This is a genomic window from Pseudofrankia sp. EUN1h (genome assembly GCF_001854645.1).
GTDB classification, from domain to species: domain Bacteria; phylum Actinomycetota; class Actinomycetes; order Frankiales; family Frankiaceae; genus Pseudofrankia; species Pseudofrankia saprophytica.
The window spans coordinates 57,569-81,915 of record NZ_MBLN01000077.1 but is presented as its reverse complement, the minus strand read 5'-3'; the positions used below and the strand labels follow the sequence as shown (position 1 = coordinate 81,915).

24 protein-coding genes are annotated in these 24,347 nt (G+C 73.2%); 9 read left to right on the top strand and 15 right to left on the bottom strand.

Features of this window, described 5'->3' with window-relative positions; genetic code table 11:
- Positions 1–13: 13 nt before the first annotated feature.
- The 4 genes from BCD49_RS30965 to BCD49_RS30950 form a co-directional block, all read right to left on the bottom strand.
- A complete protein-coding gene (locus BCD49_RS30965) occupies positions 14–1,459 on the bottom strand; it encodes an amidase (protein ID WP_007512192.1) in 1,446 nt (481 codons plus the stop codon).
- A 176-nt stretch (positions 1,460–1,635) separates the two neighbouring features.
- Complete coding sequence (locus BCD49_RS30960; protein WP_007512190.1) at positions 1,636–2,586, bottom strand: SDR family oxidoreductase; 951 nt, start codon at positions 2,584–2,586, stop codon at positions 1,636–1,638.
- Positions 2,583–3,989, bottom strand: coding sequence for an FAD-binding oxidoreductase (locus tag BCD49_RS30955; RefSeq protein WP_051466319.1), 1,407 nt, complete (start codon positions 3,987–3,989; stop codon positions 2,583–2,585). The genes BCD49_RS30960 and BCD49_RS30955 overlap by 4 nt, the downstream gene beginning before the upstream one ends.
- Before the next feature lie 160 nt (positions 3,990–4,149).
- Complete coding sequence (locus BCD49_RS30950; RefSeq protein WP_158072977.1) at positions 4,150–7,170, bottom strand: ATP-binding protein; 3,021 nt, start codon at positions 7,168–7,170, stop codon at positions 4,150–4,152.
- 198 nt (positions 7,171–7,368) lie between these two features.
- Here BCD49_RS30950 and BCD49_RS30945 point away from each other — a divergent pair, with 198 nt between their 5' ends.
- On the top strand, positions 7,369–8,658 hold the full coding sequence (locus BCD49_RS30945; protein ID WP_007512185.1) for an MFS transporter: 1,290 nt from the start codon (positions 7,369–7,371) through the stop codon (positions 8,656–8,658).
- Positions 8,659–8,771: 113 nt separating this feature from the next.
- Here the strand turns inward: BCD49_RS30945 and BCD49_RS30940 are convergent, their stop codons facing one another.
- Positions 8,772–9,371 carry an HD domain-containing protein gene (locus BCD49_RS30940; protein WP_007512183.1) on the bottom strand — a complete coding sequence of 200 codons (600 nt, stop codon included), beginning with the start codon at positions 9,369–9,371 and terminating at the stop codon, positions 8,772–8,774.
- A 130-nt stretch (positions 9,372–9,501) separates the two neighbouring features.
- Positions 9,502–10,473: a GlxA family transcriptional regulator gene (locus BCD49_RS30935; RefSeq protein ID WP_027140779.1), complete on the bottom strand. Its 972-nt coding sequence runs from the start codon at positions 10,471–10,473 to the stop codon at positions 9,502–9,504.
- Between the two features lie 300 nt (positions 10,474–10,773).
- On the opposite strand from BCD49_RS30935, the gene BCD49_RS30930 reads away from it, so the two are divergent.
- Entirely contained in the window at positions 10,774–11,946 is a 1,173-nt protein-coding gene (locus tag BCD49_RS30930; RefSeq protein WP_007512180.1) for a low temperature requirement protein A, read from the top strand.
- Positions 11,947–12,068: 122 nt separating this feature from the next.
- On the opposite strand, the gene BCD49_RS30925 is transcribed toward BCD49_RS30930, so the two are convergent.
- Positions 12,069–12,236: a hypothetical protein gene (locus tag BCD49_RS30925; protein WP_007512178.1), complete on the bottom strand. Its 168-nt coding sequence runs from the start codon at positions 12,234–12,236 to the stop codon at positions 12,069–12,071.
- Between the two features lie 237 nt (positions 12,237–12,473).
- Between BCD49_RS30925 and BCD49_RS30920 the strand changes: the two genes are divergently transcribed.
- Entirely contained in the window at positions 12,474–13,073 is a 600-nt protein-coding gene (locus BCD49_RS30920) for a GNAT family N-acetyltransferase (RefSeq protein ID WP_071042207.1), read from the top strand.
- 33 nt (positions 13,074–13,106) lie between these two features.
- On the opposite strand, the gene BCD49_RS30915 is transcribed toward BCD49_RS30920, so the two are convergent.
- Positions 13,107–13,790 carry a response regulator transcription factor gene (locus tag BCD49_RS30915; protein ID WP_071042206.1) on the bottom strand — a complete coding sequence of 228 codons (684 nt, stop codon included), beginning with the start codon at positions 13,788–13,790 and terminating at the stop codon, positions 13,107–13,109.
- A gap of 55 nt (positions 13,791–13,845) precedes the next feature.
- On the opposite strand from BCD49_RS30915, the gene BCD49_RS30910 reads away from it, so the two are divergent.
- A complete protein-coding gene (locus tag BCD49_RS30910; RefSeq protein WP_083401797.1) occupies positions 13,846–14,262 on the top strand; it encodes a lysylphosphatidylglycerol synthase domain-containing protein in 417 nt (138 codons plus the stop codon).
- Positions 14,263–14,417: 155 nt separating this feature from the next.
- On the opposite strand, the gene BCD49_RS30905 is transcribed toward BCD49_RS30910, so the two are convergent.
- A complete protein-coding gene (locus tag BCD49_RS30905) occupies positions 14,418–15,104 on the bottom strand; it encodes a DedA family protein (RefSeq protein WP_007512173.1) in 687 nt (228 codons plus the stop codon).
- Between the two features lie 78 nt (positions 15,105–15,182).
- Positions 15,183–16,019: an undecaprenyl-diphosphate phosphatase gene (locus tag BCD49_RS30900; protein ID WP_007512172.1), complete on the bottom strand. Its 837-nt coding sequence runs from the start codon at positions 16,017–16,019 to the stop codon at positions 15,183–15,185.
- A gap of 418 nt (positions 16,020–16,437) precedes the next feature.
- On the opposite strand from BCD49_RS30900, the gene BCD49_RS30895 reads away from it, so the two are divergent.
- Complete coding sequence (locus BCD49_RS30895; RefSeq protein ID WP_035928801.1) at positions 16,438–17,910, top strand: sensor histidine kinase; 1,473 nt, start codon at positions 16,438–16,440, stop codon at positions 17,908–17,910.
- A 14-nt stretch (positions 17,911–17,924) separates the two neighbouring features.
- Here BCD49_RS30895 and BCD49_RS30890 read toward each other — a convergent pair whose 3' ends face one another.
- From BCD49_RS30890 to BCD49_RS30880, 3 genes are all read right to left on the bottom strand, one after another.
- Complete coding sequence (locus tag BCD49_RS30890; protein WP_007512170.1) at positions 17,925–18,722, bottom strand: zinc-binding dehydrogenase; 798 nt, start codon at positions 18,720–18,722, stop codon at positions 17,925–17,927.
- 186 nt (positions 18,723–18,908) lie between these two features.
- On the bottom strand, positions 18,909–19,346 hold the full coding sequence (locus BCD49_RS30885; RefSeq protein ID WP_007512169.1) for a PPOX class F420-dependent oxidoreductase: 438 nt from the start codon (positions 19,344–19,346) through the stop codon (positions 18,909–18,911).
- 116 nt (positions 19,347–19,462) lie between these two features.
- Positions 19,463–20,053, bottom strand: coding sequence for an HD domain-containing protein (locus BCD49_RS30880; protein ID WP_007512167.1), 591 nt, complete (start codon positions 20,051–20,053; stop codon positions 19,463–19,465).
- Between the two features lie 132 nt (positions 20,054–20,185).
- Here BCD49_RS30880 and BCD49_RS30875 point away from each other — a divergent pair, with 132 nt between their 5' ends.
- Positions 20,186–21,118, top strand: a complete 933-nt coding sequence (locus BCD49_RS30875; protein WP_071042205.1) for an NADP-dependent oxidoreductase — start codon at positions 20,186–20,188, stop codon at positions 21,116–21,118.
- A gap of 78 nt (positions 21,119–21,196) precedes the next feature.
- Here BCD49_RS30875 and BCD49_RS30870 read toward each other — a convergent pair whose 3' ends face one another.
- On the bottom strand, positions 21,197–21,727 hold the full coding sequence (locus BCD49_RS30870; RefSeq protein WP_007512165.1) for a VOC family protein: 531 nt from the start codon (positions 21,725–21,727) through the stop codon (positions 21,197–21,199).
- Between the two features lie 15 nt (positions 21,728–21,742).
- A complete protein-coding gene (locus tag BCD49_RS30865; protein WP_007512164.1) occupies positions 21,743–22,522 on the bottom strand; it encodes a tyrosine-protein phosphatase in 780 nt (259 codons plus the stop codon).
- Between the two features lie 253 nt (positions 22,523–22,775).
- Between BCD49_RS30865 and BCD49_RS30860 the strand changes: the two genes are divergently transcribed.
- Genes BCD49_RS30860 through BCD49_RS30850 form a run of 3 tightly spaced genes read left to right on the top strand, consistent with a single transcriptional unit; the run spans position 22,776 to position 23,937 of the window.
- Positions 22,776–23,192: a phage holin family protein gene (locus tag BCD49_RS30860; RefSeq protein ID WP_071042204.1), complete on the top strand. Its 417-nt coding sequence runs from the start codon at positions 22,776–22,778 to the stop codon at positions 23,190–23,192.
- Complete coding sequence (locus BCD49_RS30855) at positions 23,189–23,668, top strand: DUF3618 domain-containing protein (protein ID WP_007512162.1); 480 nt, start codon at positions 23,189–23,191, stop codon at positions 23,666–23,668. The genes BCD49_RS30860 and BCD49_RS30855 overlap by 4 nt, the downstream gene beginning before the upstream one ends.
- Positions 23,665–23,937 carry a DUF4235 domain-containing protein gene (locus tag BCD49_RS30850; RefSeq protein ID WP_007512161.1) on the top strand — a complete coding sequence of 91 codons (273 nt, stop codon included), beginning with the start codon at positions 23,665–23,667 and terminating at the stop codon, positions 23,935–23,937. Before BCD49_RS30855 ends, BCD49_RS30850 begins: the two co-directional genes overlap by 4 nt.
- Positions 23,938–24,347: the final 410 nt, after the last annotated feature.

Below are 24,347 nucleotides of genomic sequence, written 5' to 3'. Positions count from 1 at the left end.
GCACCGGCGGGGGTCAGCCCTGGCCGACGAACAGCCCCGGCCGACGGCCTCGCCAGGGCATCGCCTCCTCCAGCGCGGCCGAGACGCGCAGCAGCAGGTCCTCGCGGCCGTGGGCGGCGATGAGCTGCACGCCGATCGGCAGGCCGCCCGCGCTCCGCCCGAGCGGCAGGCTCATCGCCGGCACGCCCGTCACGTTGGCGACGCTGGTGAACGGCCCGAAGTCGAAGATCGCGCGAAGCCAGCTCTCGACGGTGTGGCCCGGGTCGTCGTAGTTCAGCGTGCCGTGCGGCACGGGCGGGCGCGCGAGCGTCGGGGTCACCAGCAGGTCGTACCCGGCGAGGAAGCGGTCGAGGTCCCGTCCGACCCGGCCAGCCGCGTCCAGCCCCGCGACGAGGTCGATGGCTCCGCCGTCCCGGGCGTCGGCCAGGACCCGCCGGGAGACAGCCTCGAGGCGGTCGGCCGGAGGCTGGCGGGGGGCCAGCAGGAACGGGGCGGCGACGCCGATCGCTTCGGTCACGCAGGCCTGGATCACCTCGTCCCACGCCAGCGGCGGCGACGCCTCCTCGACGTGGTGCCCCAGCGCCGCGAGCGCCTCGCCGCCCCGCTCGGCCGCCGAGGCCACCTCGGGGTCGACCGCGGCGCCGGACCAGGCCCTGGTCGCCACCGCGACCCGCAGGCGGCCGCCGCGGGACGGCCCGTCGGCCCACGCGCCGGGCAGTACCTCGTCCGCGTACGGGCGTGCGGGCGCGGGTGCGGCGAACGCGCCGCCGGCCGCGGGCCCGTGCACCGCGTCGAGCAGCGTCGCCGCGTCCCGGACGGTGCGGGTCAGCGCGAACTCGGAGAGCATGCCGAACACCGCTCCGCCGAGCCCGGCACCCGTCGGCGTCCGGCCGCGGCTCGGCTTGAGCCCGACCAGGCCGCAGCAGGACGCCGGCACCCGGATCGACCCGGCGCCGTCGTTGGCGTGGGCGAGCGGAACGGCGCCGGCCGCCACCAGCGCGGCGGCGCCCCCGCTGGAGCCGCCGACGGTGCGCGACGGGTCCCAGGGATTGCGGACCGGGCCGTGCAGCAGCGGCTCGGTGGTGAAGCTCAGCCCGAGCTCCGGGGAGATCGTCAGGCCGAGCGTCGCCAGGCCGGCGGCCCGGAAGCGGCGCATCAGCTCATGGTCGGCCTGGGCCGGCACCCCGGGTCCCAGGCTCCGGCTGCCGCACCGGAACCGCACCCCCGCGGCCATCGGCCCCGCGTCCTTGATGAGGAACGGCACCCCGCCGAGCGGGCCGCGCGGGTCGTGGGCCAGCGCCGGGCCGAACAGGGGGGCGGCCAGAGCGTTGCACCGGTCGTGCGCCCACGCCAGCGCCTCCCGCGCCGCCGCCTCGACCTCGGCGGCGCTCACCTCGCCCTTCGCGATCAGCATCCGCAGGCCGACGGCGTCGTGACACGCGTATTCGTGAAGATCCATGGGTTGTCTCGTCTCCGGGCGGCGCCTTGGGCGCCCGCCCCGCGTCGTTCCAGGTCAGGGCATGGGACGGTGGCCCGGCCGGGCTCGGATGACCGAGCCGGGCCGGGCTGGCACCGCGTCGCTACGCCGTCAGACTCGGGCGGAGACGTACCTGGAGAGATTCATCGAGAGAATCTCTATGCCAGGTCGCCCGCCTTTGCCAAGGCAATTTCGGCGCCGCCGTCCTCGCCGCCACGCCCGTCGCCGCCACGCCCGTCGCCGGCGCTGGCCGGCCCGAACAGCTCGGCGTGGTCGCGGGCGAAGTCGGCGATCGACCGCGGTGCCCGGCCGGTGACGTTCCGCACGTCGGTGGTGGTCGTCGCCATCCACCCCGTCCGCTGCGCCGCGAAGATCGCGACGATGGCGTCGGCGACCGCCCCTGGCACGCCGTCGGCGGTCATCGCCCGCCGGGCGTCGTCGTCGCTGACGTTCACGTAGCGGACGTAGCGGCCGGTGGCCGTGCCCAGCTCGCGGGCGACGCGCTCGAAGGTGATCGCCTCCGGTCCCGTCAGCGCGTAGGCGCGGCCCTCGTGCCCGTCGCCGGCCAGGCACTCGACGGCCACGTCCGCGACGTCGCGCGGGTCGACGAAGGAGATCTCGGCGGTGCCGGCCGGGGCGAACAGCATGCCCATGCTCGCGATGGCCTGGGCGTAGGCCAGCAGATTGGTCAGGTACGTCCTCGGGCGCAGCAGCACCGCGGGCAGCCCGGACGCGGCGAGGTGCTGCTCGATCACGCCGTGCCAGCTGTCGAAGACCAGCGGCGAGGCGGGGTACGGGTCGGGGCCCGACAGCTTGACGACGCGGCCGACGCCGGCCGACACCGCCGCGTCGATGGCCGCGCGTTCGTGCCCGACCTGCCCGGGGACGTTGCCGCAGGCGAGGAAGAGCCGGTCGACGCCGGACAGGGCGCGGGCGAGCGCGTCGCGGTCGGCGAAGTCGCCGACGGCGAGCTCCACGCCAGGGCCGAGAGCGCCGGCCGCCGCGCCGGCGTCGCGGACGAACGCCCGCACCGGCAGGCCGGCCTCAGCGAGGCCGCGCACGACGTGCCGGCCGACGGTACCGGTCGCGCCGGTCACCAGGATCTTCATCGGGTCACTCCCTTGCTCGTGGGGATGTTCGGGTTGAGGCGGAAGACGTTCGACGGGTCGAAGCGGTCCTTGAGGGCGGTGAGCCGCCCGAGGCGGTCGCCGTAGGCGGCCCGGATGCCGGCGGGGCCCTCGTCGGACAGGAAGGTGGCGTACTGGCCGGCGCTCTCGGGTCGCAGCCGTGCCCACCCGTCCCGTGCCCAGGCCAGGTGCCGCTCGGGGGCGGGGTCGCCCGGGCGCCAGTTCGCGATCAGGCGCAGCTCGAACCCGGGCTCGCGGGGACCGACGGCCGTCGCGTTGGGCGCGACCCGGCTGACCGCGCCGCCGATCATCCAGCCGTTGAGCAGCGACAACGGCGAGGTGATCGAGGCGACGGCGTCGACGATGGCGTCGATGGCCGCGTCGGACAGGTCGGGCAGCCGGTGGGAACGCCAGTACGAGCCGTTCCCGGGGGAGGCGCTGATGTCCAGCAGCGACTGCAGCGCCCGGTAGGGGACCGGGCGGACGAGGTCGCCGATCGGCGTCCCCACTCCGCGTAGCGGCGCCAGCGCCGCGGCGCCCTCGGCGAGATCGCCGCACCAGACGGGCAGCAGCCCGAGCACCGGGGTGCCGTACCGGTCGGCCGGCAGGAAGGGCATCGGGGGAGCGAGCATGGCGACGAGGGCGACGCCGAGCTCGTCGGGCGCCGTGGGCGCGAACTCGCGCAGGAAACGCAGCACCTCGGGGGCCTGATCCAGGGGCCAGAAGACCGGCCCGCCGAGGACCACGGGCCCGACCGGGTGCAGGCCGTACTCGAACGCGGTGACGACGCCGAAGTTGCCGCCGCCGCCGCGCAGCCCCCACAGCAGCTCCGGCTCGGTCGTGGCGTCGACGCGCAGCCGGTCGCCGTCGGCGGTGACCAGGTCGGCGGCCAGCAGGTTGTCGACGGTCAGCCCGTACCGGCGCATCAGGTGCCCGAACCCGCCGCCGAGCGTCACCCCGCCAATGCCGGTGGAGCTGACCGAGCCGCCGGTGGTGGCCAGGCCGTGCCGCCCGGTGGCGAGGTCGAACTCGGCCCAGGTCAGGCCGCCCGCGGCCCGCGCGGTGCGGCCGGCGGGGTCGACCGAGACGGCCTTGAGCTGCGACAGGTCGATCACGATGCCGCCGTCGCACACGCCGTACCCGAGCACGGAGTGGCCGCCGCCGCGGACCGCGACCGGCAGGTCGCGTTCGCGGGCGAACCGGATCGCCGCCTGGACGTCGTCGGCGCCGGCGCAGCGGGCGATCAGGGCGGGTCGGCGGTCGACGGCGCCGTTCCAGACCCGGCGGGCCTCGGCATAGCCTTCTTCACCCGGTCGCAGCACCGTCCCGCGGAAGTGGCGGCGCAGCGCGTCCGGCGGATCGCGGTGCACAGTTGTCGTGGTCATGCGAGCAGGGTGCGGGGTGCGGCGTTCCACGAGCGTTCCTCGACGCCGGGCGGAGCGTTTGGCGGGTTCGGCGTTGGTGGGCTCAGCGTTTGGTGGCCTCAGCGGTTGCCCGGTCCGCCGGCCGGCCGGCCCGCCCGTCGTCGGCGGGGCGCCGCTGGCCTCAGCGGCCGGTGTCCGGCCGCCCGGCGCCCAGCTCGGCCTGCGCGACGGCGTCCCAGATGCGCACCCCGTCGGCCAGCAGCCGCTCGGCCGTGTCGCGGCACTCGTCCTCGAGCCCGGCGGCCCGCGCGGCGGCCAGCCGGACGCGCAGCAGCATCGCGGGCACGCCCGGAGCGGTGTCACGGCCTGGATCGGCCAGCGCGGCGTCGATGCGGGCCAGCCCCGGCTCGGTGGCGCCGTCCAGCAGATCGAGGTAGCCGGTCATCGCCTCGGCGACCACCCGGATCGGCGACGCCTCGACCCGCTGGCGCATCGCCGCGAGCTGCGCGACCCGCCGCCGCAGTGCCGGCAGGTCCGCCAGGTCCAGGTCGAGGATGGCGGCGAAGAGCAGGGCCCCGGCCAGCGTGAACGGGTGGTTGACCGCGTGCGCGAGCTCGAGCGAACGGTGCTGGCACCGGCGCGCCTCGGCCACGTCGCCGAGGCAGAAGTGCACGTGCGCCAGCCGGGCGAGGCAGAGCACCTGCGGGTCCTGACCGTAGGCCAGCAGATGCGCCGACCGGTTCTCGGCCCGGTACCTGGCGACGGCGGCGCGCAGATGATCGCGGGCCGACGCGGCCTCGTTACGCCAGGCCGCCGCGACGCCACGGACGAAGTCGCCCTCGACGGCGAGCACGTCGTCGTCCTCGCCCAGGGCACGCAGCTGACCGCCGTACTCGACGGCGGCGTCGAACTCCCCGCGCGACAGCACCGCCATCGCGCGTGCCCGCAGCAGGGGCGCGGCCGGCTCGGCGCCGAGCCGCGCGGCGAGGGCGAACGCCCGGTCCAGCGCCGTGCGCAGCCGCGGGGACGCGTACCCGTCGGCCGCGCTCAGCGGCCCGGGAAGCGAGGTCAGCAGCGCCAGCTCGCGCTCGTCGCGGGCCGCTGACTCCGGCGCGGACCGGAGGATCTCCCAGGCCCGGTGCAGCAGATCCGCGGCGTCCGCGTCGGCGTAACGCCGCCCCGCGGCCTGGGCGGCGCGCGCGTACCAGTCGACCGCCTCGTCGCGGGCGCCGGCCTGGTGCAGGTGGGCGGCGATCTGCCCGGCGACCTCGTCCCACCGGCCGGCATGGATGTCCTGGAGCGCCCGGGCGAGCAGCAGGTGGCTGTGGCGGCGCCGGGCCGGTGACATCATCCGGTAGGCGACCTCGCGCAGTCGGCCGTGGCTGAAGTCGTAGGTGTCGCCGCCGCTGGTGAGCAGCAGTTGCCGCCGCCACAGCTCGTCGAGGTCCCGGGCGACCTCGTGCTCGCCACGCCCGTGGATCCGGACGAGCAGGTCGACGGAGACCGACGATCCCGCCGCGGCCGCCACGGCGATCAGGTCCCGGGCGCTGTCCGTCAGCGGCAGCAGCCGCGCCTCCAGGACGGCCTGCACCCGCGGCGTGAGCACCCTCGGCTCGTCACCGCGCCAGCCCGCCCGCAGCGCCTCCACCACGAACAGCGGGTTGCCCTGCGTCTCGTCGTGGAGGCGGTCGGCGTCCGCGCGGTCCAGGTCGTGCCCGAGCCGCCCGGCGAGCGCGGCCGTCTCCATCCGCTCCAGCCGGCCCAGCGCCAGCTCGGTGCAGCGGCCGAGCGCCCGCAGGCCGGTGAGCAGGCCGTGCAGCGGGTGCCCGGCGTCCACGTCGAGCAGCCGGGCCGTCCCGGCGACGAGCAGCGGCGCCGGTGGGTCGGCGCGTACCAGGTAATGCAGGAACTGCAGGGTCGGGGCGTCGGCGGCATGGAGGTCGTCCGCGACCAGCAGCACCGGGCCGCCGCCAGCGCCGGCGGCGGCGGCCAGGGCGTGCGCGGCCGCGTCGAACAGCCGCAGGCGCGAGCCCGCCTGGGCCGGCGGCGGCTCGGTCGCGAGCTCCGGCAATCTCGCCAGCTCTGGCAGCAGCGGAGCGAGCGCCGCGAGCTGGGTGGGAGTGAGGCGCCCGCGCCAGCGGGCCACGCCGAGGTCGCGCAGCCAGGCCACCACGGGGGCGTACGCCAGCGCGCCCTCCGCCTCGTACGACCGGGCGTGCGCGGTGACCGCGCCGTGGCGCGTGGCCCAGTGCCGCAGCTCCTCGACCAGCCGGGTCTTGCCGATGCCGGCCTCGCCGGTGACCACGGCCAGGTGGGGCACGCCGGCGCCGGCGTCGCGCCACAGCTCGGTCAGCCGTTGCCGCTGCGCCCGGCGCCCCACGAACGCCGCCGCGCCGCTCGTTCTCGGCGCGTCCTGCGCCTTCGGCAGCAGCGCCTCGTACAACGCCCTGGTCCGCGCGGACGGTGCGACACCGAGCTCGTCCGCCAGGGTGGCCACGCACTCGTGGTAGGCGTTCACCGCCCTGGCCCGGTCGCCCTGCGCGTCGTACAGCCGCATCAGCCACCGGTAGGGCGGCTCGGCGAGACGGTCGTGCTGGCGGGCGCGTTCCGCGTAGCCGACCGCCGCGTCGATCTCGCCGCGCCCTTCCAGCAGCGGCACGAGCCGGGCGAGGACCGCCATGACCCGCTGGCGATACCGCTCGCGGTCCGCGATCAGCCACTCGTCGTACCAGCCGTCCAGCAGGTCGCCCGCGTACAGGTCGGCCGCCAGCCGCAGCCCTTCCAGCGCGTCGGCGTCGGCGTCGTCCTCGCCGGAGTGGGCGGTCTCGCCGGACCCAGCCGTCGCGCTGGACCCCGTCGCGCTGGACCCGGCACTCGCGCCAGACGCTGCCTCGGCCGCGTCGAACGCCGTGAGGTCCGCGGAGAACTCGCGAAGTGAGAGCGTCTGCGCGGTCACCTCGACGTGGCGGTCGGCGGCGGGCAGCAGGGCGCGCAGCGTGTGCAGCACGTGCCGCAGGTTCGTGCGGGCCTGCTGCTCGGTGGAGTCGGGCCAGAGGAGGAACGCGACCTGCTCACGCCGCTGCGGGGCGCCGCGGCGCAGCGCCAGATATGCCAGCAGCGACTGCGCCCGCAGCGACGTCATCACGACGGGCGTCCCGCCCGAACGGACCTCGAACGCGCCGAGCAGGCGTACCTCCAGCACGTCGCTCATCCTCACCCGAGATCTCCGGCCGAACCAGCGAGTTGACGCGCGCCGGACGCTGACCGGGTACCGCTACCGAGACGAACCCATCAGCCGGCCCGATCACCCAGACCGGTGGAGCCCGGTCCCCGTCGGCGGCCGGGCCGCGGGATCCCGCGACGACCGCCCGAGTCCGGCACGTTGCGAGGATGTCCTCCCGTGACCTGGCTCGACCGTTTCGGGGCGTTGCGCGTCGACACGACACCGCTGCGCACCTCGCGTGACTTCCGCCTGCTGTTGATGGCCGGCACCGTCTTCTACCTCGGCGGCATGGTCACCTATGTCGCCGTTCCCTACCAGCTCTACGCCCTGACCCATTCCAACGCCATGGTTGGCGCCGTCGGCGCGGTGGAGCTCCTTCCCCTGCTCGTCTTCGGCCTGTACGGCGGGGCACTGGCCGACCACGTCGACCGCCGCCGCCTCCTGGTGCTGTGCGGGCTCGCGCAGGCGGCCGTCACGGCGGTGCTCGCGGCCAACGCCTTCCGGGACCATCCAAGCACGTGGGTGATCTTCGTGGCGGCCGCGGCGCTGGCGAGCACGAGCAGCCTGCAACGGCCCTCCCGCGAGGCCCTGTTCCCGCGCACCGTCGCCCATGAGGAGCTGCCCGCGGCGAGCGCGCTCGACAGCATGGGCCTGCAGGCCGGCATGCTCACCGGCCCGGCCCTCGGCGGCCTCCTGGTGGCGTACGCGGGCATCGGGTGGTGCTTCGTGATCGACGTGTGCGGCCTGCTCGTCGCCAGCCTGCTGTACACGCTGATGCGCCGCTACCCGCACCGGGCCGAGACCACGCCGCCGAGCCTGGCGGCGGTCGCCGAGGGCCTGCGTTACGCCGTGTCCCGCCGCGACCTGGTCGGCACCTACCTGGTCGACATCGCCGCGATGCTGCTCGCGATGCCGGTGGTGCTCTTCCCCGCGCTGGCGGAGCGCACCTTCCATCAGCCGCAGTTGCTCGGCCTGCTCTACTCGGCCGAGACGGTAGGTGCCCTGGTCGCGACCGCGCTGTCCGGCTGGACCAGCCGGGTGCACCACCACGGCCGCGCGATCGCGGCGGCCGCGGCGGTCTACGGCCTGTGCATCGCCCTGGCGGGCGTGCTGCCCACGCTGTGGTTGGTAGCCTGCGCCCTGGCCGCGGCCGGGGCCGCCGACATGATCTCCGGGGTCTTCCGCTCGACCATCTGGAACCAGACCATTCCCGAGACGATGCGCGGCCGGCTGGCCGGCATCGAGCTGCTCTCCTACTCGCTCGGCCCGCTCGGCGGACAGGTGCGCGCCGGTGTCACCGCCGATCTGTGGAGCGTCCGCGGGAGCATCGCCTCCGGCGGCCTCGCCTGCGTCGTCGGCGTCGGCGCGACGGCGGCCTGGCTGCGCGGCTTCTGGTCCTACGACGCGCGCACCGACCAGTACGCCGTCGCCGAGCGCGCGACCCGCGCCGCCGCCGGTGACCGGTGACCGGTGAGCCGTCCGCGGCGTCGCTCGACGCCGGTGGCGACGAGGCCCGGCGCGCGTGCTGGGCGGCGCGGGAAGGTCGCCGGCGGCGGCGGCTGATGACCCGCAGGCGGACGTCAGCCGTCGAAGGGGGCCGCGGCGACGAGCCGGACGAAGTCGAGCTGGGCGACGTGCCCGGCGATGCGGGAGGTGGGTTTCGCCTCGGCCTCGTGCCGCAGGACGGTGGTCAGGAGGTCCTTGAGGCCCAGCCGGGGGAGACCGTCGAGGACATCGGCGACCAGGTCCTTTGGCAGTTGGTCCAGCCGCAGACCCAGAACGTCGACGGCGGCGCCGAGATGCACGCCGGCGACCTCGGGACGGGGATCCTTGGCGGTGTCGAGCTCCAGGTGCAGCGCGATCGCGTCCCGCACCAGCCCTGCGAACCGCGGGCTCGCCCCCCGCTCGAGCATGGTGATCTCCGCGACGAGCGCGCCGCGCTGTTCGAAGGGCGTGACCTCGTCGCCCCACAGCTCGGTCAGGCCCAGATCGTGCAGCATGGCCGCGACATACAGCGCCTCGGCGTCGTACGGCCGGTGCCTGCTCTCCAGCAGCGCCGTGCCGAACAGGTACGTCCGCCGGCAGTGGTTCACCAGCGGCGGCGGTGAACAGGTCGTCAGCAGCTCGTCGGCGGCCACGGCGAGCGCGCTGTCGGGAAGGGTCGGCAGGGGCGACGGCACAGGATGCCTCCAGCGGTCGGGGTGCGAGTGCGGTGCGGACGGCGAGTCGACCAGGGGCAGGGCCGGTCACCAGGTAGGCCGGGTAGTGGGTAGGAGAGGACGCCGTGGTCGCGTATGGCTCGGATTCGGGTCAGCCGGCGGACGGAAGCCGGAAACGCCGCCGGTAGTCGTCGGGGATGACGGTGAGCCGGCGGCGGAACACCCGGTGCAGGGTCTCGACCGAGGTGAACCCGCACCGGGCCGCGACGACGTCGAGGGTGTCGTCCGTCTCCTCCAGCGCCCGGCGGACCGCCTCGACGCGCACTGTCTCGACGTAGGCCGCCGGCGTGGTCGCCGCCTCCCGGGCGAAGAGCCGGGCGAAATGGCGTTCGCTGAGATGGGCGTGCCGCGCGAGGGCCGGGACCGACAGGTCCCGCCCGGGGTGCTCGACGATCCACGCGATCGCGTCCCGGATGCGGTCGGTGCGTGGCGCCGCCGGGGCGAGCGGCGCGCTGAACTGGCTCTGCCCACCTGGCCGCCGCAGGTACATCACCATCCAACGGGCGACCTCGCGGGCGAGCTGGTCGCCGTGGTCCTCGGCGACCATGGCCAGCGCCAGGTCCATCCCCGCGCTCACCCCCGCGCAGGTCCAGATCCGGCCGGACCGGATGAAGATCGGGTCCGGGTCGACGGCGACGGCCGGGAACTCCGCCGCCAGCCGGCCGGCGGTGAACCAGTGGGTCGTCGCCGGCCGGCCATCCAAGAGACCGGCGGCCGCCAGCATGTGCGCGCCGGCGCATACCGACGCCACCCGTCGCCAGGCGGCAGACCGGCGGGCCACCCAGCCGACCACCGCCGGTTCGACGATCGGCAGGCTGCCCGCCGTCTGCGGTGTGATGCCGCCGGGGACGATGGCGGTGTCGACCGCGCCCATGGGGGCGCCGAACCCGACGTCGGCGACGAGCCGCACACCACTCGACGTGCGCACCGGCCCGCGGCGCACCGCGGCCAGCCGGACGACGTACCCGGGCGAGCCCGGCGTTCGAAGACGGTCGGCGACGGAGAACACCTCCGCCGGCCCGGTGACGTCCAGCAGCTCGACGCCGTCGAACACCGCGACGATCACCTGCCGAGCCGGCGCCCCTTGGGGAGCCGGGGCCGGAGCCAGAGCCGGGGCCGGACCGGCGGGAACCACGCTGTCCACGGTGTCCGAGCCTCGCAACCGGCTCCGGGCGGCAGCAAGGACCTGGCTATGTCACATTCGGCCATCCCGCCCACTGGGTGCGGCGAAGATCACTGGCTGGGTATGCTCGGCCACATGGGTCAGGACCCGGCTTCGCCGGCAACGTTCTCGGCGGATCCAGGCCCGCGGCCTGGCGAGGATCGCGCCGGCGACGCGGCCGTCCCGGGGCCGAGGGTTCCCGTGGCGGCCTCCGAGCTGGTCGTCCCGGATATCCGGCTGATCCGCAAGCGGACTGGCGGGGAGCAGCGCGCGACGTTCTTCGAGCTGTTCTTCGACCTCGTCTACGTCCTCGCGGTCACGCAGCTCTCACACCATCTGCTCGCGGACCTGACCTGGGCGGGCGCCGCCCGGACCGCGTTCATGCTCGTCGTCATCTACTGGGCGTGGAACTACACGACCTGGATGGCGAACTGGTTCGACCCGAGCACGGTCGCCGTCCGCCTGGTGCTGGTGTTCGTCATGCTGGCGAGCCTGCTCATGGCGGTCGCGGTTCCGGACGCGTTCGGCGAGCGTGGGCTGCTGTTCGCGGCCAGCTACGTGGCGCTGCAACTGGGCCGCAACGTCTTCGTCGTCGCGGTCACCCCCGCCGGCGCGTTCCACCGCAACTTCGTGCAGATCCTGGCCTGGAGTGTGCTGTCGGCGCCGCTGTGGATCGTGGGCGGGTTCGTCGACGGCGACGCGCGCTGGGCGCCGTGGGGAGCCGCGCTGCTGGTGGACCTGATCGCGCCGCTCGTCCTGTACTGGATCCCCGGGATGGGATCGACACCCACCAGCCAGTGGCAGGTCGACGGTAACCACTTCGCCGAGCGCTTCCAGCTGTTCGTCATCATCGCGCTCGGGGAGAGCATCGTGCTGGCCGGGGCGACCGCGTCCGAGTCGGACCTCACCGTCGCGGTCGTCGTCGCTCTCGGTGTCGCCTTCATCCTGTCGACGGCGCTGTGGTGGCTGTACTTCGGCCAGGTCTCCGAGGTCGTGGCGCGGCGGATCGGCCGCAGCGCGCCGACCGAGGCCGGCCAGCTCGGCCGGGACGTCTACACCTACCTGCATCTGCCGATCATCGCCGGCATCGTGCTCTCGGCCGTCGGCCTCGAGCTGGTGATCGCCCACCCCCACGACGAGCTGCACCTGGCGGGCGCCCTCGTGTCCTGTGGCGGCCCGGCCCTGTTTCTCGCCGGCCTGGCCGCCTGCTGCGCGCGGGTCCGGCGCCACCGGGCCTGGTGGCCGCTGGCCGTGGCGGTGGTGGTACTCGGGTGCGCCCCCCTCGCCGCCGGCATCGAGAGCCTGACGGCGATGGGAGCCCTCGCCGTCGTCCTGGTCGGCGCCGCGGCGATCGAGCAGGCCCGTTCGGACTGACCGCGGCACCGCCCGGCACCGCGCCGTCGGTGCGGTGCCGGGTGGAACGTGCGATGGGGTCGTCGAGCGGAAAGAAATCCCTGGAACTATGTTCCCCTGGAACCATGGGACGGGGAAAGGATCTACCAGCGGTACCAACGACTGCTTCCGCTGCCGCTGGCGCTGCGCATGAAGAAACCGAGGACCCAGGCCGCGAAAACCACGAGCGCGACGATCCACAGCGCGTGCACGGCGAATCCCAGCCCGCCGAAGAGCAACGCGAGGATCAGTACCGCGACGATGAGAGCCATAACATCCTCCTATGACGATACTGCTGTCATACCCGGCGGCGGCCGCCCCAACCCGGACTTTTCGAGAGTCGGAAACGGCGATGTTCGGGACGTCCTCCCGGCTTTCCGCGTTGTTTGTTTGTGTCGTTGGATCGTGACGGTACGCCACCGCCGCGGTCAGGGCCTCCCGAGGTCTGGTCGTGAGCGTTCCGAAACCCGGCCGCCGTCGCCGCGGCGACAGTCTTTAGGGTCGCCGCCATGACCTCATCCAGCTCCGCGCTCGGGCCGCTCCGGCCGACCTACCCCATCAGGACCGAGCGGCTGCTGCTGCGTCCCATCGATCCTGTCGGTGACGTCGACGCCATGCACGCCTACCGATCCCGTGAGGACGTGTGCCGCTACATCCCGCCGGAGCCGATGAACCGGGAGCAGCTCGCCGAACGGCTCGCCAACCCGGACCTCGTCCGGTCGGAGCTCGAGCGGGAGGGGCAGGTGCTGGCGCTCGCCGTCGTCCTCGAGGAGACGGGGGAGCTGATCGGCGACCTGGTCATCTTCTGGCGCAGCACTGAGCACCGCGGCRGTGAGATCGGCTACATCATCAACCCGGATCACCACGGCAGGGGTTATGCGACAGAGGCTGCCCGGGCGCTGCTCGCGCTGCTTTTCGACGAGTTCGGGCTGCATCGGGTGACCGCCCGAATAGACGCCGAGAATCCGGCCTCGGCGGCGGTGCTCACGAAGCTCGGAATGCGGCGGGAGGCGGTGCTGGTGGAGAACGAGTGGTTCAAGGGCAGATGGAGCACCGAGATCGACTTTGCGATCCTGGAAAGAGAATGGCGTGCGCTGCGCGACCACTGACCGGCCGCGCCGCCCTCGGCCGCGGACGGCGGGTCAGTCGGGCTGGGCGCTCGTCCTGAGGCGGTAGCCGGCTCCGCGCACGGTTTCCAGCTGCGAGACCCTGAAGGGTTTGTCGATCTTTCGGCGGAGATAGGCGATGTACTGGTCGACGACGTTGGAGGTGCCGTCGTAGGCGAAGTCCCAGACGTGTTCGAGGATGGCCGTGCGGCTGAGGACCTCACCGGCATGGCGCATCAGGTACTCCAGGAGCGCGAACTCCTTCGGGGACAGGTCCAGGCCGACGCCGTCGCGGCTCGCGGCCCGGCCGGCCGGGTCCAGCCGCAGCCCGCCGACGTCGAGCACGACGGGGCGTTCGTGGGAGCCGCGTCGGATCAGTGCGCGTACCCGGGCCGACAGCTCGTCGAAGCTGAAGGGCTTGGGCAGGTAGTCGTCGGCGCCGACGTTCAGCCCGCGGACGCGGTCGGTGACGTCACCCCGGGCGGAAAGCATCAGCACCGGCGCCCAGCGGCCCGCTGCCCGCAGGCGCTTGCACACCTCGAACCCGTCGAGCCCCGGCAGCATCAGGTCGAGAATGATCACGTCGTACGTCACCTCGCCCGCCTGCCACACCGCGTCGGTGCCGTCGGCGACGATGTCGACCGCGAACCCCTCCTCGGCCAGGCCCCGGCGCAGCAACKCGGCGGTGCGCGTCTCGTCCTCGACCACCAGCACCCGCATAGGCGCACGATAGGACCGGGCTGATGTGAGTTCGATGTGAGCCGACGCGGCCTTCCTGCCAGCGGGGCGCCGCGTCGCCGGATGGGTGCGCCGCCAGGTCGCTCGCCAGCGTCACCTGCTCGGCGGCGGCGGCAGCCGGGCCCGGTGTGCGTTGTTGTGGTGCGGGTCGACCGCGATCCCGCTGCTGCACGCCGCCACGCTGTGCGCCGTCTGCGCCGCCCTGCACGTGTCCCTGGGCGTTGGGCAGGTCGCCGTCGCCTACCTGGCGGCGAGCGCCGCGGCGGCCCTCGTACCCTCACCCGGCGGGTTCGGCTCGCTCGACGCCAGCCTGGTCGCCCTGCTCACCGCGGTCGGCGCGCCGACCGCGACCGCGCTCGCCGCCGTCCTCGGCTACCGCCTCGTCACCGTGTGGCTGCCGCTGGCCCCGTCGGCCGTCGTGTGCGCGGTGCTCGTCCGGCGACGGGCGCTCTGACCGGCCAGGGATGCCTCGCCGGCCCAGACTGGATCCTCGACGCGAGGTTCCTCGGCGCAGGTGCTCCGCTCGCCCGCACCGTCTGTCCTGAGGCCCGGTCCGTCGGCGACGACAGGCCGGGCCTCACGTTCTTGATGGCCTCCTGACCGGGGTGGTCAGCTGGCCGGCTGGCGATCGATGTCGTCGGTGTGCTCGGGGGAGCGGTGCTTGCCCTTCGCCGAGCGCCGGCTGGCCAGCTCCTTCAGGACGGGGATGGCGGAGAGCAGGACGATGACCAGGGTGACGGGGATGATGTAGTGGTCGATCGGAATCGACCGGCCGAGGCTGTATCCGAGCAGCGTCACGCCCAGCGACCACACCAGGCCGCCGACGATGTTGTAGATCAGGAAGGTGCGGGCCGGCACGCCGATGACGCCGGCGACGGGGTTCATGAAGGTGCGGACGATCGGAACGAACCGTGCCAGGATGATCGATTTTCCGTAGCCGTACCGCTCCAGGAACTCCTGGGCGCGGGCGACATTCTCCTGCTTGAAGAGCCGCGAGTCCGGCCGGTTGAACAGCCTGGGGCCGGTCCGCCGGCCGATGAGATAGCCGGTCTGCGCGCCGAGAAGGGCCGCCACGGCGACACCGAGAAGCACCGCGCCGATGTGGAAGTGCGGGCGGTCACCGCCGGCGGCGGTCGCGCTGTAGGCGCCGGCGAGGAAGAGGAGCGAGTCACCGGGCAGGAAGAACCCGATCAGCAGCCCGGTCTCGGCGAAGATGACCAGGATGAGCCCGGTCAGGCCAAAGGCCGAGGCGAGCGACGCCGGATCGAGAACGTTGACGGCCAGTGGGCCTGGCATGGGATATGTCCTTTCGGGAACGACGGCCAGGTACGTGGGCCGGTTCGGGCGCGTCGCGGTGGTCGGGCGTTCGGGTGGTCAGGCGTTCAGGGTCCCCGTGAGGAGAAGCCCGAAGAGGAGCACCCCGACGGCCACGCGGTAGGCGACGAACGCGCGGAACGTGTGGCCGGCGACGAACCTCAGCAGCCAGGCGATGGACGCGTAGGCGACGACGAAGGACACCAGGGTGCCGACCGCGAGGGCGGTGGTGGACACCGAGCCGCCGGTCGCGTCCTTGAGCTCGTACAGCCCCGCGCCCGTCAGCGCCGGTATCGAGAGGAAGAACGACAGCCGGGTGGCCGCGACCCGGTCGAGGTCGCGGAAGAGCCCGGTGCTGATGGTCGCGCCGGATCGCGAGAACCCGGGGAACAGCAGCGCGAGGATCTGCGACGATCCGACGATCATCGCGTCGGGTAGTCGGATGTCCAGCTCGCCGCGCTTGTGCCGACCGAATCGGTCACCCGCCCACATGTACACACTGCCGACCAGGAGCGAACCGGCCACCACCCACAACGAGCCGAGCGGGCCGTCGATGAGCGGCTTGGCCGCGAGCCCGACGAGCACGACCGGGATGGTCGCCAGGACGACCCACCAGGCGAACTTGTAGTCGGGATTGCTCCGGGCGGGAGCGCTGGCCAGGCCGCGCCCCCAGGCGACGGCGAAGCGCCGGATATCGCTGAAGAAGTACACGAGCACGGCCAGGATCGCGCCTGCCTGGATCACCGCGGTGAAGCCGACGACCGACGTGTCGTCGACCGGTATGTTCATCAGCCCTTCAGTGATCTTCAGGTGGCCGGTGGAAGATACCGGCAGGAACTCCGTCAGCCCTTCCACAATCCCCAGGACGACGGCCTGGCCGGCACTGATCGCACTCACGTGATCGGGTCCTCCGCTGGTTCAGGTGTATTCGCGCCACGCGCTCGCGGCGGCGAGGCGTCCGCGGTATGGCGGTGGCGCGGTCGTGACGCGGACGTTCATGGGCGCGACGGCCCGCCAGACGTCCTCGCCACGAGGCGCGCGGCCTCGTCGTGATGAACCGGGAACTTAGCGGGCCGGGGATGTGAGGACCGTGTGAGGGCCCTGGGCGCCGCGACGGACCACTTCGAAACGGACCGCGTCGAACCAGTGTCCGCACCGGCTGGCCGATCCGCGTCCACATCGAATCCACATCTCGGTGGTCCTATCGTGCGAGCATGCTGCTGGATGACGGGGCATGGACCAGGCAACGGCCGCCCGGCGCCGAGCCGTCCGGCGCCGAGCCGCCCGGCGCCCGGCCGGTCTGACCGGTCGGGCGATGCCTCTTAGGATCCGGCTCGCGGCGTTGTTCGGGCTGGGCACGGCGCTCGTGCTCGCCGGCGCGGGCGTGCTGTTCTACGTGCAGCTGCGGGCCAGCCTGTCGCAGTCGCTGGACGCGACGCTGTCGGCCCGGGCGGAGGCGCTGCGCACCCGGATCGCGGGGACGAACACGTCGCCGGAACGCGCGTTGGCGCCCGCGAGTCCGCTCACCCAGCTGGTCAGCACGGACGGCCGGGTGCTCGCCGCGTCTCCTACCACGCAGATGCGGCCGCTGGTCGGCACCGACGTGATCAGAGAGGCCCAGGGCGGGACGATCCTGGTCACCGTTCGGATACAGGGGGAGAAGGCGAGGCTCCTCGCGGAGCCCGTCGACCTCGCGTCGGCCGGCCGGGTGGTGCTCGTCGTCGGCGCGCCCCAGGACATCACCGACGACGCCGAAGACCGCATCCGTGACGTGATGGTGGTGGCCTGCGCCCCCTTGATCGCGCTGTCCGCCCTGGCGGCGTGGTGGCTTTCCGGCGCGGCGCTGCGACCCGTCGAGCGCATGCGCCAGCAGGCCGCCGCGATGGGCGGGGCCGACCTCGGCGGCCACCTGGAGATCCCGCCCACCCGCGACGAGCTCGCCGCRCTGGCCACGACCATGAACGACCTGCTGGATCGCCTGCACGCCGCGCGCACGCGCGACCGGGCCTTCGTCGCCGACGCGGGCCACGAGCTGCGCACCCCGCTGACCAACCTCAAGGCGGAGGTGGACCTGGCCCTGCGGCCGGGCCGGACCCGTGAGGACCTGACGGAGGCACTGTCCAACGCGGCCGTCGAGACCGACCGCCTGATCCGGTTGGCCGAGACGCTGCTCGCGCTCGCCCGCTATGACGCCGATCCCGACCAGTTCGTCCACCGGGAGCGGACGCCRCTCACGCCGCTTCTGGAACGCGCCGTCAGGGCCGCCATGCCCGCGGCCCGGGGCGCCGGGACCACGCTTCGGCTTGCCCCCGCGCAGGCCGTCGTCCTCGACGTCGACCCGGACCGGGTCCGGCAGGCGGTCGACAACCTGTTGAGCAACGCGATCAGGCACACGCCCGCCGGCTCCGCCATCGACGTCCGGGTCGAGTTCACCGACCTCGGTGCGACCGGCGTCGGTGCGACCGGCGTCGGTCCCCTCGACCTCAGCGGCAACGGCGCGCCCGCCGCGCCCGCCGCGCCCGCCGCGCCCGCCGTGATGATCGAGGTTCGGGATCGTGGCCCGGGCTTCCCACCGGACTTCCTTCCGCGCGCCTTCGAACGGTTCACCCGCGCCGACGCCGCTCGCGGCCGCGTCGACGGCGGCGCCGGTCTCGGGCTCGCCATCGTGGCCGCGATCGCGACGGCTCACGGCGGCCACGTGACCGCCGCCAACCATCCCGACGGCGGCGCCGTGGTCACCGTGCTCCTCCCTCTCCGTGGGAGCGGGCCGCGGCTGCCGCCGACCTGACCAGCGTTCGGTCCTCAGTCCACGGTCAACACCGTCTTGGCGATCGCGTCTCGGTTCTCCAGCGCCACGTGGGCCCGCGCCGCCTGCGCGAGCGGGAACGTCTGCCCGATGACGGGTCGCAGCCGATGACGCAGGTCGGGCAGCAGCTCGCGGACGAGGCGGGTCCGTTCGGCGGCTGGAATCTGCAGGTCACCGATGCCGCTGGTCGTCACGGCGCGCCGGCGGGCGTCGTCCGGGTCGATCTGGGCGAAGGAGCCGCTGGGCGTGCCGTGGGCGGAGAAGTGCCCGCCGTCGGCGACGAGGCCGTAGCCGTCCCGGCCGAGGCCGCCGCCGACCCCGTCGAGCACCACGTCGGGGCGGGTGCCGCTCGTCGCCTCCAGTACCTGGTCGGTCCAGCCTGGGTGGCTGTAGTCGACGACGGCCTCGGCGCCCGCGGCCGCGACGGCGTCGAGCTTCGCCGTGCCGCGGGCCGCGCCGATGACCCGCGCGCCGCGGGCGCGCAGCAGCTGGACGAGCAGGATGCCCATCGCTCCGGCGGCCCCCAGGACCAGGACCCGCTGCCCGGGCTCGACGCGGGCGAGCTCGGTGATGCGCAGGGCGGTGGGTCCGTCGTGCAGCACCGCGACGGCGTCGAGCGGGTCGACGCCGTCGGGCACGGCCACCAGCTCCGCCGCCGGGGCGACGACCCGTTCGGCGTAACCTCCCCATCCGCCGGGGCCGCCCGTGTGGGTGATGACCCGACGCCCCAGCCAGCCGTCCTCGACGCCGTCGCCCACCGAGACGACCTGTCCGCCGACCCCGTTGCCCGGCACGTAGGGGGCCGGATCGGGAAGAAGTCCTTGCCCACCCCGGACCGGACCAGGATGTCGACGAACATCACGTCGCTGGCGGTGACGGCGACGAGGACCTCACCCGCCCCGGGAACCGGGTCGGGAAGCTGGGTGGGTACGAGAACCTCCGGGCCGCCGAAGCGGGACACCTCGATCGCGCGCATGTGCTCACACCCGGCCAGGCAGGTCGCCGTCGCGCGTGCCGTCCTGTGTGACGTCGCGGGTGTGCAGGCCGGGACTGTCCGGATCGACGTTGTAGGCGACCACCCGCCGCGGATGAATCCGGATGATCTCCGTGGCGAGATGCGCGTCGGTGGGCGGGTGGCTGGCGGTCTCGGCGACGCCGCGGATCTCCAGGAAGTGCGCGCCCTGCATGGTCGGCTCGGTCACCTCGTCGACGACGAAGGCCACCCGCGGATTGGCCTGGACGTTGCGGTACTTGGCGCTGGACGCCATCGCGTACCCCGCGATGTCGATGGTTCCCAGAACGGGGTTATAGGTGAAACCGAGCGGCTTGACCTGCGGCACGCCGTCCGGTCCGATGGTCGACAGATGGCCTCGAGGCTGGCGGAGCAGAAACCGCTGCTCGGCGTCGCTGAAGATCATGCGTTCACCGTAGAACCTCAAGTGAGCTTGAGGTCAACCGGCGGATCGCTACTTCCGGGTCGTCGTCGCGGATCCGGCCAGGTCGCGACGGCGACGACAGGCCCACGGCGATCCGGTCAGGCGGGTGGGTCGCTCTCGAGGGGATTCGCGGCGATCCGCCGGGCCGCGTCCTTGTCGACGGATGCGGCGGCGGCGCTGCCCGGCTTGCGCCTCGCCTGGTCCTCGAAGCACGCCAGGAACTCCACGCCGAATCCCAGCCGTGGATAGCGGGCGAGCATCTCGGCCCTCGCGTCCGACGGGAACTCCTCCGGCCGCCGGCCCACTACCTCCCAGCTTGTGGCGACCTGCAGCATGTGGGACTCGGGGTCGTCGGCCGGGGCCACGTCATCGCGCATGTGCAGCACGATGATCTCCGAGACCCGGGCGGCCCGCTCCGCCGGCCAGCCGGCCGCCACGCCGAAGACCCAGGCCAGTTGCCCTCCAGCCTCCTCGAACGGCAGCCTGTGGCCGTCGAACGTCTCCGTGAGCCCGAGGTCGTGGAGCAGCGCCGCGACGTAGTACAGCTCGTCGTCGAAGGCGATGCCGTGCGCCGTGCCGTACATCGCTCCCCACAGATAGGACCGGATGGAGTGGTTGCGCAGCGCGGGTGAGTAGAAACGGGTGGCCACGGACAGCGCGGCCTCGGCGGCGGGAGTCACCGGAAACACGGGGGGCACCCCTTCCTGTCGTCCGCGGGTCGCCTTCCCCGTTCCCGGGCCACCGGACGAGTCAGCCGGTGTACGCCCGGCATATCGGCGCTGGGCGGGCAGGCGACGACCCGCACCGCTGAGAGGACTGCCATGCGAGCGATCACCGTTCGAGACCGCGCCGCCGGCGCCCGCGGACTCTCCCTGACGGAGATGCCATACCCCCACGCCGCCGAGAACGACGTCATCGTGCGCGTGCATGCCGCCGGGTTCACCCCTGGGGAGCTTGACTGGCCGGGAACCTGGACTGACCGCGCCGGCCGCGACCGGACGCCGAGCGTGCCTGGACATGAGCTGTCGGGCGTCGTCGCCGCGCTGGGCTACGGAACCACCGGCCTTACCGTTGGCCAGCGGGTGTTCGGACTGACCGACTGGACCCGCGACGGCTCACTGGCCGAGTACGCCGCGGTGGAGGCCCGCAATCTCGCTCCGCTTCCGGCGGACGTCGACCACATCGTGGCCGCCGCGCTGCCGATCTCCGGGCTGACCGCATGGCAGGGCCTGTTCGACCACGGCCGCCTCGCGACGGGCCAGACCGTCCTGATCCACGGTGCCGCGGGCGGTGTCGGTTCGATCGCGGTGCAGCTCGCGCGCGAGGTGGGTGCCCGCGTGATCGGCACGGGGCGGGCCGCGGACAGGGACACCGTGCTCGGTCTGGGTGCTGATGTGTTCCTGGACCTGCGGTCTGATCAACTGAGAGACGCCGGCGAGGTCGACGTGGTGTTCGATGTGATCGGAGGCGACGTCCTCGACCGCTCGGTCGCGCTGGTGCGCGCCGGCGGCACACTTGTCACCATCGCCGCGCCACCCAGGGCCCAACCTCGGGACGGGCGGGCTGTCTTCTTCGTCGTCGAACCGGACCGCGCCCGGCTCGCGGACCTCGCCCAGCGACTCCGGGACGGACGCCTCAAGCCGATCGTCGGGGCCGTGCGGACACTCCAGGAAGCCCCCTGGGCGTTCGCCCCCGACCGACGCACCMCCGGCAAGACGATCATCAGGGTCGCGGAGGACCGAGAGTCGCCATGATCGGAGCACGGTTCACCGGTCCGAATGCCCGATCCACCGGGAGCGTGTCCGCGCGATGTTCGCCCTGGCCGGCGACCTCTACAGGTCTGGTGGGACGAGGGTGGTGAAGCAGAACGGATGGCCGGCCGGGTCGAGCATGACCCGCCAGCGCGGATCGGACTGCGGCTCCGCCACGCGGGCCCCCAGTGCGACCGCGCGGGTGACGGTCTCGTCCAGGTCCGGGCCGGCGGACAGGTCGAGGTGCACGATCGAGCTGCCCGGCCAGACCGGTGGCTGGTACCCGGCCACCCGCTGCGGAACGAGCACGACGCCCGGCACCCGCACGCCGGCGCTGCTCTCGCTGCTCCACAGCTGCGTGCCGCCGAGCAGTTCGAGGTAGAACCTGGCGAGCTCCTGCGGATCGGCGCAGTCCAGCGACACGGCCACGAAACGGACCGCGTTGTCGGTCGAGTCGGTCACCTGGCCACTAAAACACGCGGCTGGTACCCGCGGCGGGCGGGTACGGCCGGCTCCCGCGCGGTCCGGCCGGGCCCGGGCGGGCAGCGCGCCCGCCCGGGCGTGGCCGATGACACGGCGGGTTGGCGGCAACCCGCCGCGGAAACCGGCCACGGAGTTCTCCTCCGGTCAGCTCGGCTCGATGATCATGTCGCGCCAGCGGCTGATCTGCTCCTCGGTCACGCCGTTCGCGACGAGGAAACCGGCCACGCCGCCGGGCGCGGCCTCGACGATGTCCAGGATGCGGATGATGGCGCGCGGGTCGAGCGCGAGAGACCCTAGGGATCCGGTGGACTGGTCCGAAGCGGCCCGTTCGCGCAGGTGCCGGTACTCCTCCCGCTGGACCAGCGCCTCCCGGACCGCCTGGATCCGCTGTTCCGTGGCGAGATAGTCCGCGACGATCGCGTCGCGGTCGACGCCGGCGACGGCGAGCAGGACCGAGGTCACGATGCCGGTGCGGTCCTTGCCGGCCGCGCAGTGCACGAGAGCGGGCGTGCGCGGGCCCGACACGAGGAATTCCAGGATGCGGGCCAGTCCAGGGCCGGCCCCTTCGAGCATGAAGGCGTAGAACGTGGCGTAGTCGTCGCCGATGCGGCTACGCAGCGCCTGCTGGTCCGAGAGACCGGTGAGGTCCAGGAGCGGCTCGTGCAGCCAGGTGACGCCGAGCCGCGGAAACCATTCGGCCGCCCTGGGGTTCTCGAAGGGCGCGCGTAGATCCACGACGCCACGCAGCCCGATGTCGTCACGCAGTAACGCGATGTCCTCGGTGGTGAGGCCGTCCAGGTTGTCGCCGCGCAGCAGCACGCGAGGGCGGACGGTCCCCCCGGCGGCGGGCAGCCCGCCGAGGTCCCGCACGTTGTGGGCCCCGGCTAGCTCGATCCAGCTGGGCACGTGGTGGGCGGTAGTCATCCCAGAACCGTAGAACTGACTGATGAAGCGCGGGTGAACATGCGCTGGTCAGCCCGGTTCGACTGGCCGAAACGGCGGCGGCCGGCCGGCTGGGAGTCGCGGGCCGCCGGGTGGCCGATGGACTGGCCCGATCGGTGGGTCCGGCGGCCCGGTGGGGCCCAATCCGGCGCTAGCAGGTGTATCACGGTTCGCTCGGGGCAGAGCCCGATCATCGAGATGTTGTTCATACCAGCCAGGAGTGTCGAGGTCCGCCATGTCAGTCGGTAACGAGGTCCGGGCCCCGGTCAGCGATGCCTCCGCCGGGGAGTTGGTGTCTCGCCTGTCCGAACAGGTGAGCCGGCTCGTGCACGACGAGCTCGCGCTCGCACGGGCGGAGATGACCCGCAAGGGAAAGAAGGCGGCGCTGGGCGGCGGAATGCTGGGCGGCGCCGGAGTCGTGAGCGTGTTCGGCACCGGCGTGCTGATCACGGCCGCCGTCCTCGGTCTGGCGACCGCGGTCTCCGCGTGGCTGGCCGCGCTGATCGTGGGTGCCGTCCTGGTCGCGATCGCCGCGGGCCTCGCACTGACCGGCAAGAAGGAAGTCAGCCAGGCGACCCMGCCGCTGCCCGTCGACGCCATCGAGGGCGTCAAGGACGATCTTCACACCGTCAAGGAGGCACGACAGCGATGACAGACCAGACCGCGTCCGCTACTGATCCCGACGTACTGCGCGCAGACCGGGACCGGACCCGCGCCGAGCTTGGCGAGACCGTCGACGCTCTGACCGGCAAGCTCGACGTCAGGACCCAGGCCCGGACGAAGGCGACCGAGGTCGGCCAGAAGGCGGCCCAGTTCGGCGCGGCCACCCGGCAGAAGGCCGTCGACGTGACGACCCCGGCGATGCACAAGATGGCCGAGGTGACCGCTCCGGCGATGCACAAGGCGGCGGAGGCCACGGCGCCGGCTCGGCACAAGGCGGCCGAGGTGACCGCCCCGGCGATGCACAAGGTCGCCGAGGTCACCGCGCCAGCCCGGCAGAAGACGGCCGAGCTCACGGCCCAGCTCGACCAGCGCACCGGCAGCAAGCTCACCGCCGCCCAGAAGGGCGCGGCCGTGGCCGGCGCGGCGGTCGTCCTGATCTTGGCCGTGAGGAGGAAGCGCGTGTGAGCGTGGGGAAGAAGATCGCCTACAAGCCTGTCGGCATGGCCAGCGGCCTGCTGGCGGGAGCCGTGTCCGGAGCCATCGTCCGGAGGGTGTGGTCGAAGGCCGCGGGCGAGGACGAGACTCCTGGCGCGTTGCGGCTGGATCACACCTTCGTCGAGGTGGTCCTCGCCGCCGCTCTGCAGGGCGCGGTGTTCGCCGCGACCAGCGCGGCCGTCAACCGCCTCGGCGCGCACGGCTTCCGGCGCGCGACCGGCGTGTGGCCGGGAGATTGACCGGCACCACGACCATGGGAAGCCGGCGCGACCAGCGTTGGCCGCCGTCCGGCCGAGGTTCAGGAAGTGCGGGTGTAGGGATCGCGGACAGATGGCCACTCACCGTGATGGTTGGCCAGTAGATGGCCACCGGCCGGGATAGTTGGCCAATCCGCGGGAGGCGCCGGGTGATGCCGGTCCGGAGCGGTTCTGCCGCCGTCGCGGGCGCCGGGAAGGTCGGCGCGAGATCATGTCCGTTCCCAGGGATCATGAGAGGTTCCGTGGGAGCCAAGAAGTGATCTGAGAAGTCCCGGTGGGTCTGAGAAGTTGATCGGCGTGTGTCGGCTGATGTTCCGTCGAGCCCCTCTGTCGCTGGATCGACGACCTTCGCGACCAATGGACCCGTAGCGACCTGCCAACGGCTCTACGAT

Coding starts and splice junctions, on each gene's coding strand:
- BCD49_RS30965 (WP_007512192.1), bottom strand. CDS start 1,459: ATGGATCTTCACGAATACGCGTGTCACGACGCCGTCGGCCTGCGGATG.
- BCD49_RS30885 (WP_007512169.1), bottom strand. CDS start 19,346: ATGATCTTCAGCGACGCCGAGCAGCGGTTTCTGCTCCGCCAGCCTCGA.
- BCD49_RS30960 (WP_007512190.1), bottom strand. CDS start 2,586: ATGAAGATCCTGGTGACCGGCGCGACCGGTACCGTCGGCCGGCACGTC.
- BCD49_RS30905 (WP_007512173.1), bottom strand. CDS start 15,104: ATGCCAGGCCCACTGGCCGTCAACGTTCTCGATCCGGCGTCGCTCGCC.
- BCD49_RS30955 (WP_051466319.1), bottom strand. CDS start 3,989: ATGACCACGACAACTGTGCACCGCGATCCGCCGGACGCGCTGCGCCGC.
- BCD49_RS30855 (WP_007512162.1), top strand. CDS start 23,189: ATGACAGACCAGACCGCGTCCGCTACTGATCCCGACGTACTGCGCGCA.
- BCD49_RS30925 (WP_007512178.1), bottom strand. CDS start 12,236: ATGGCTCTCATCGTCGCGGTACTGATCCTCGCGTTGCTCTTCGGCGGG.
- BCD49_RS30865 (WP_007512164.1), bottom strand. CDS start 22,522: ATGACTACCGCCCACCACGTGCCCAGCTGGATCGAGCTAGCCGGGGCC.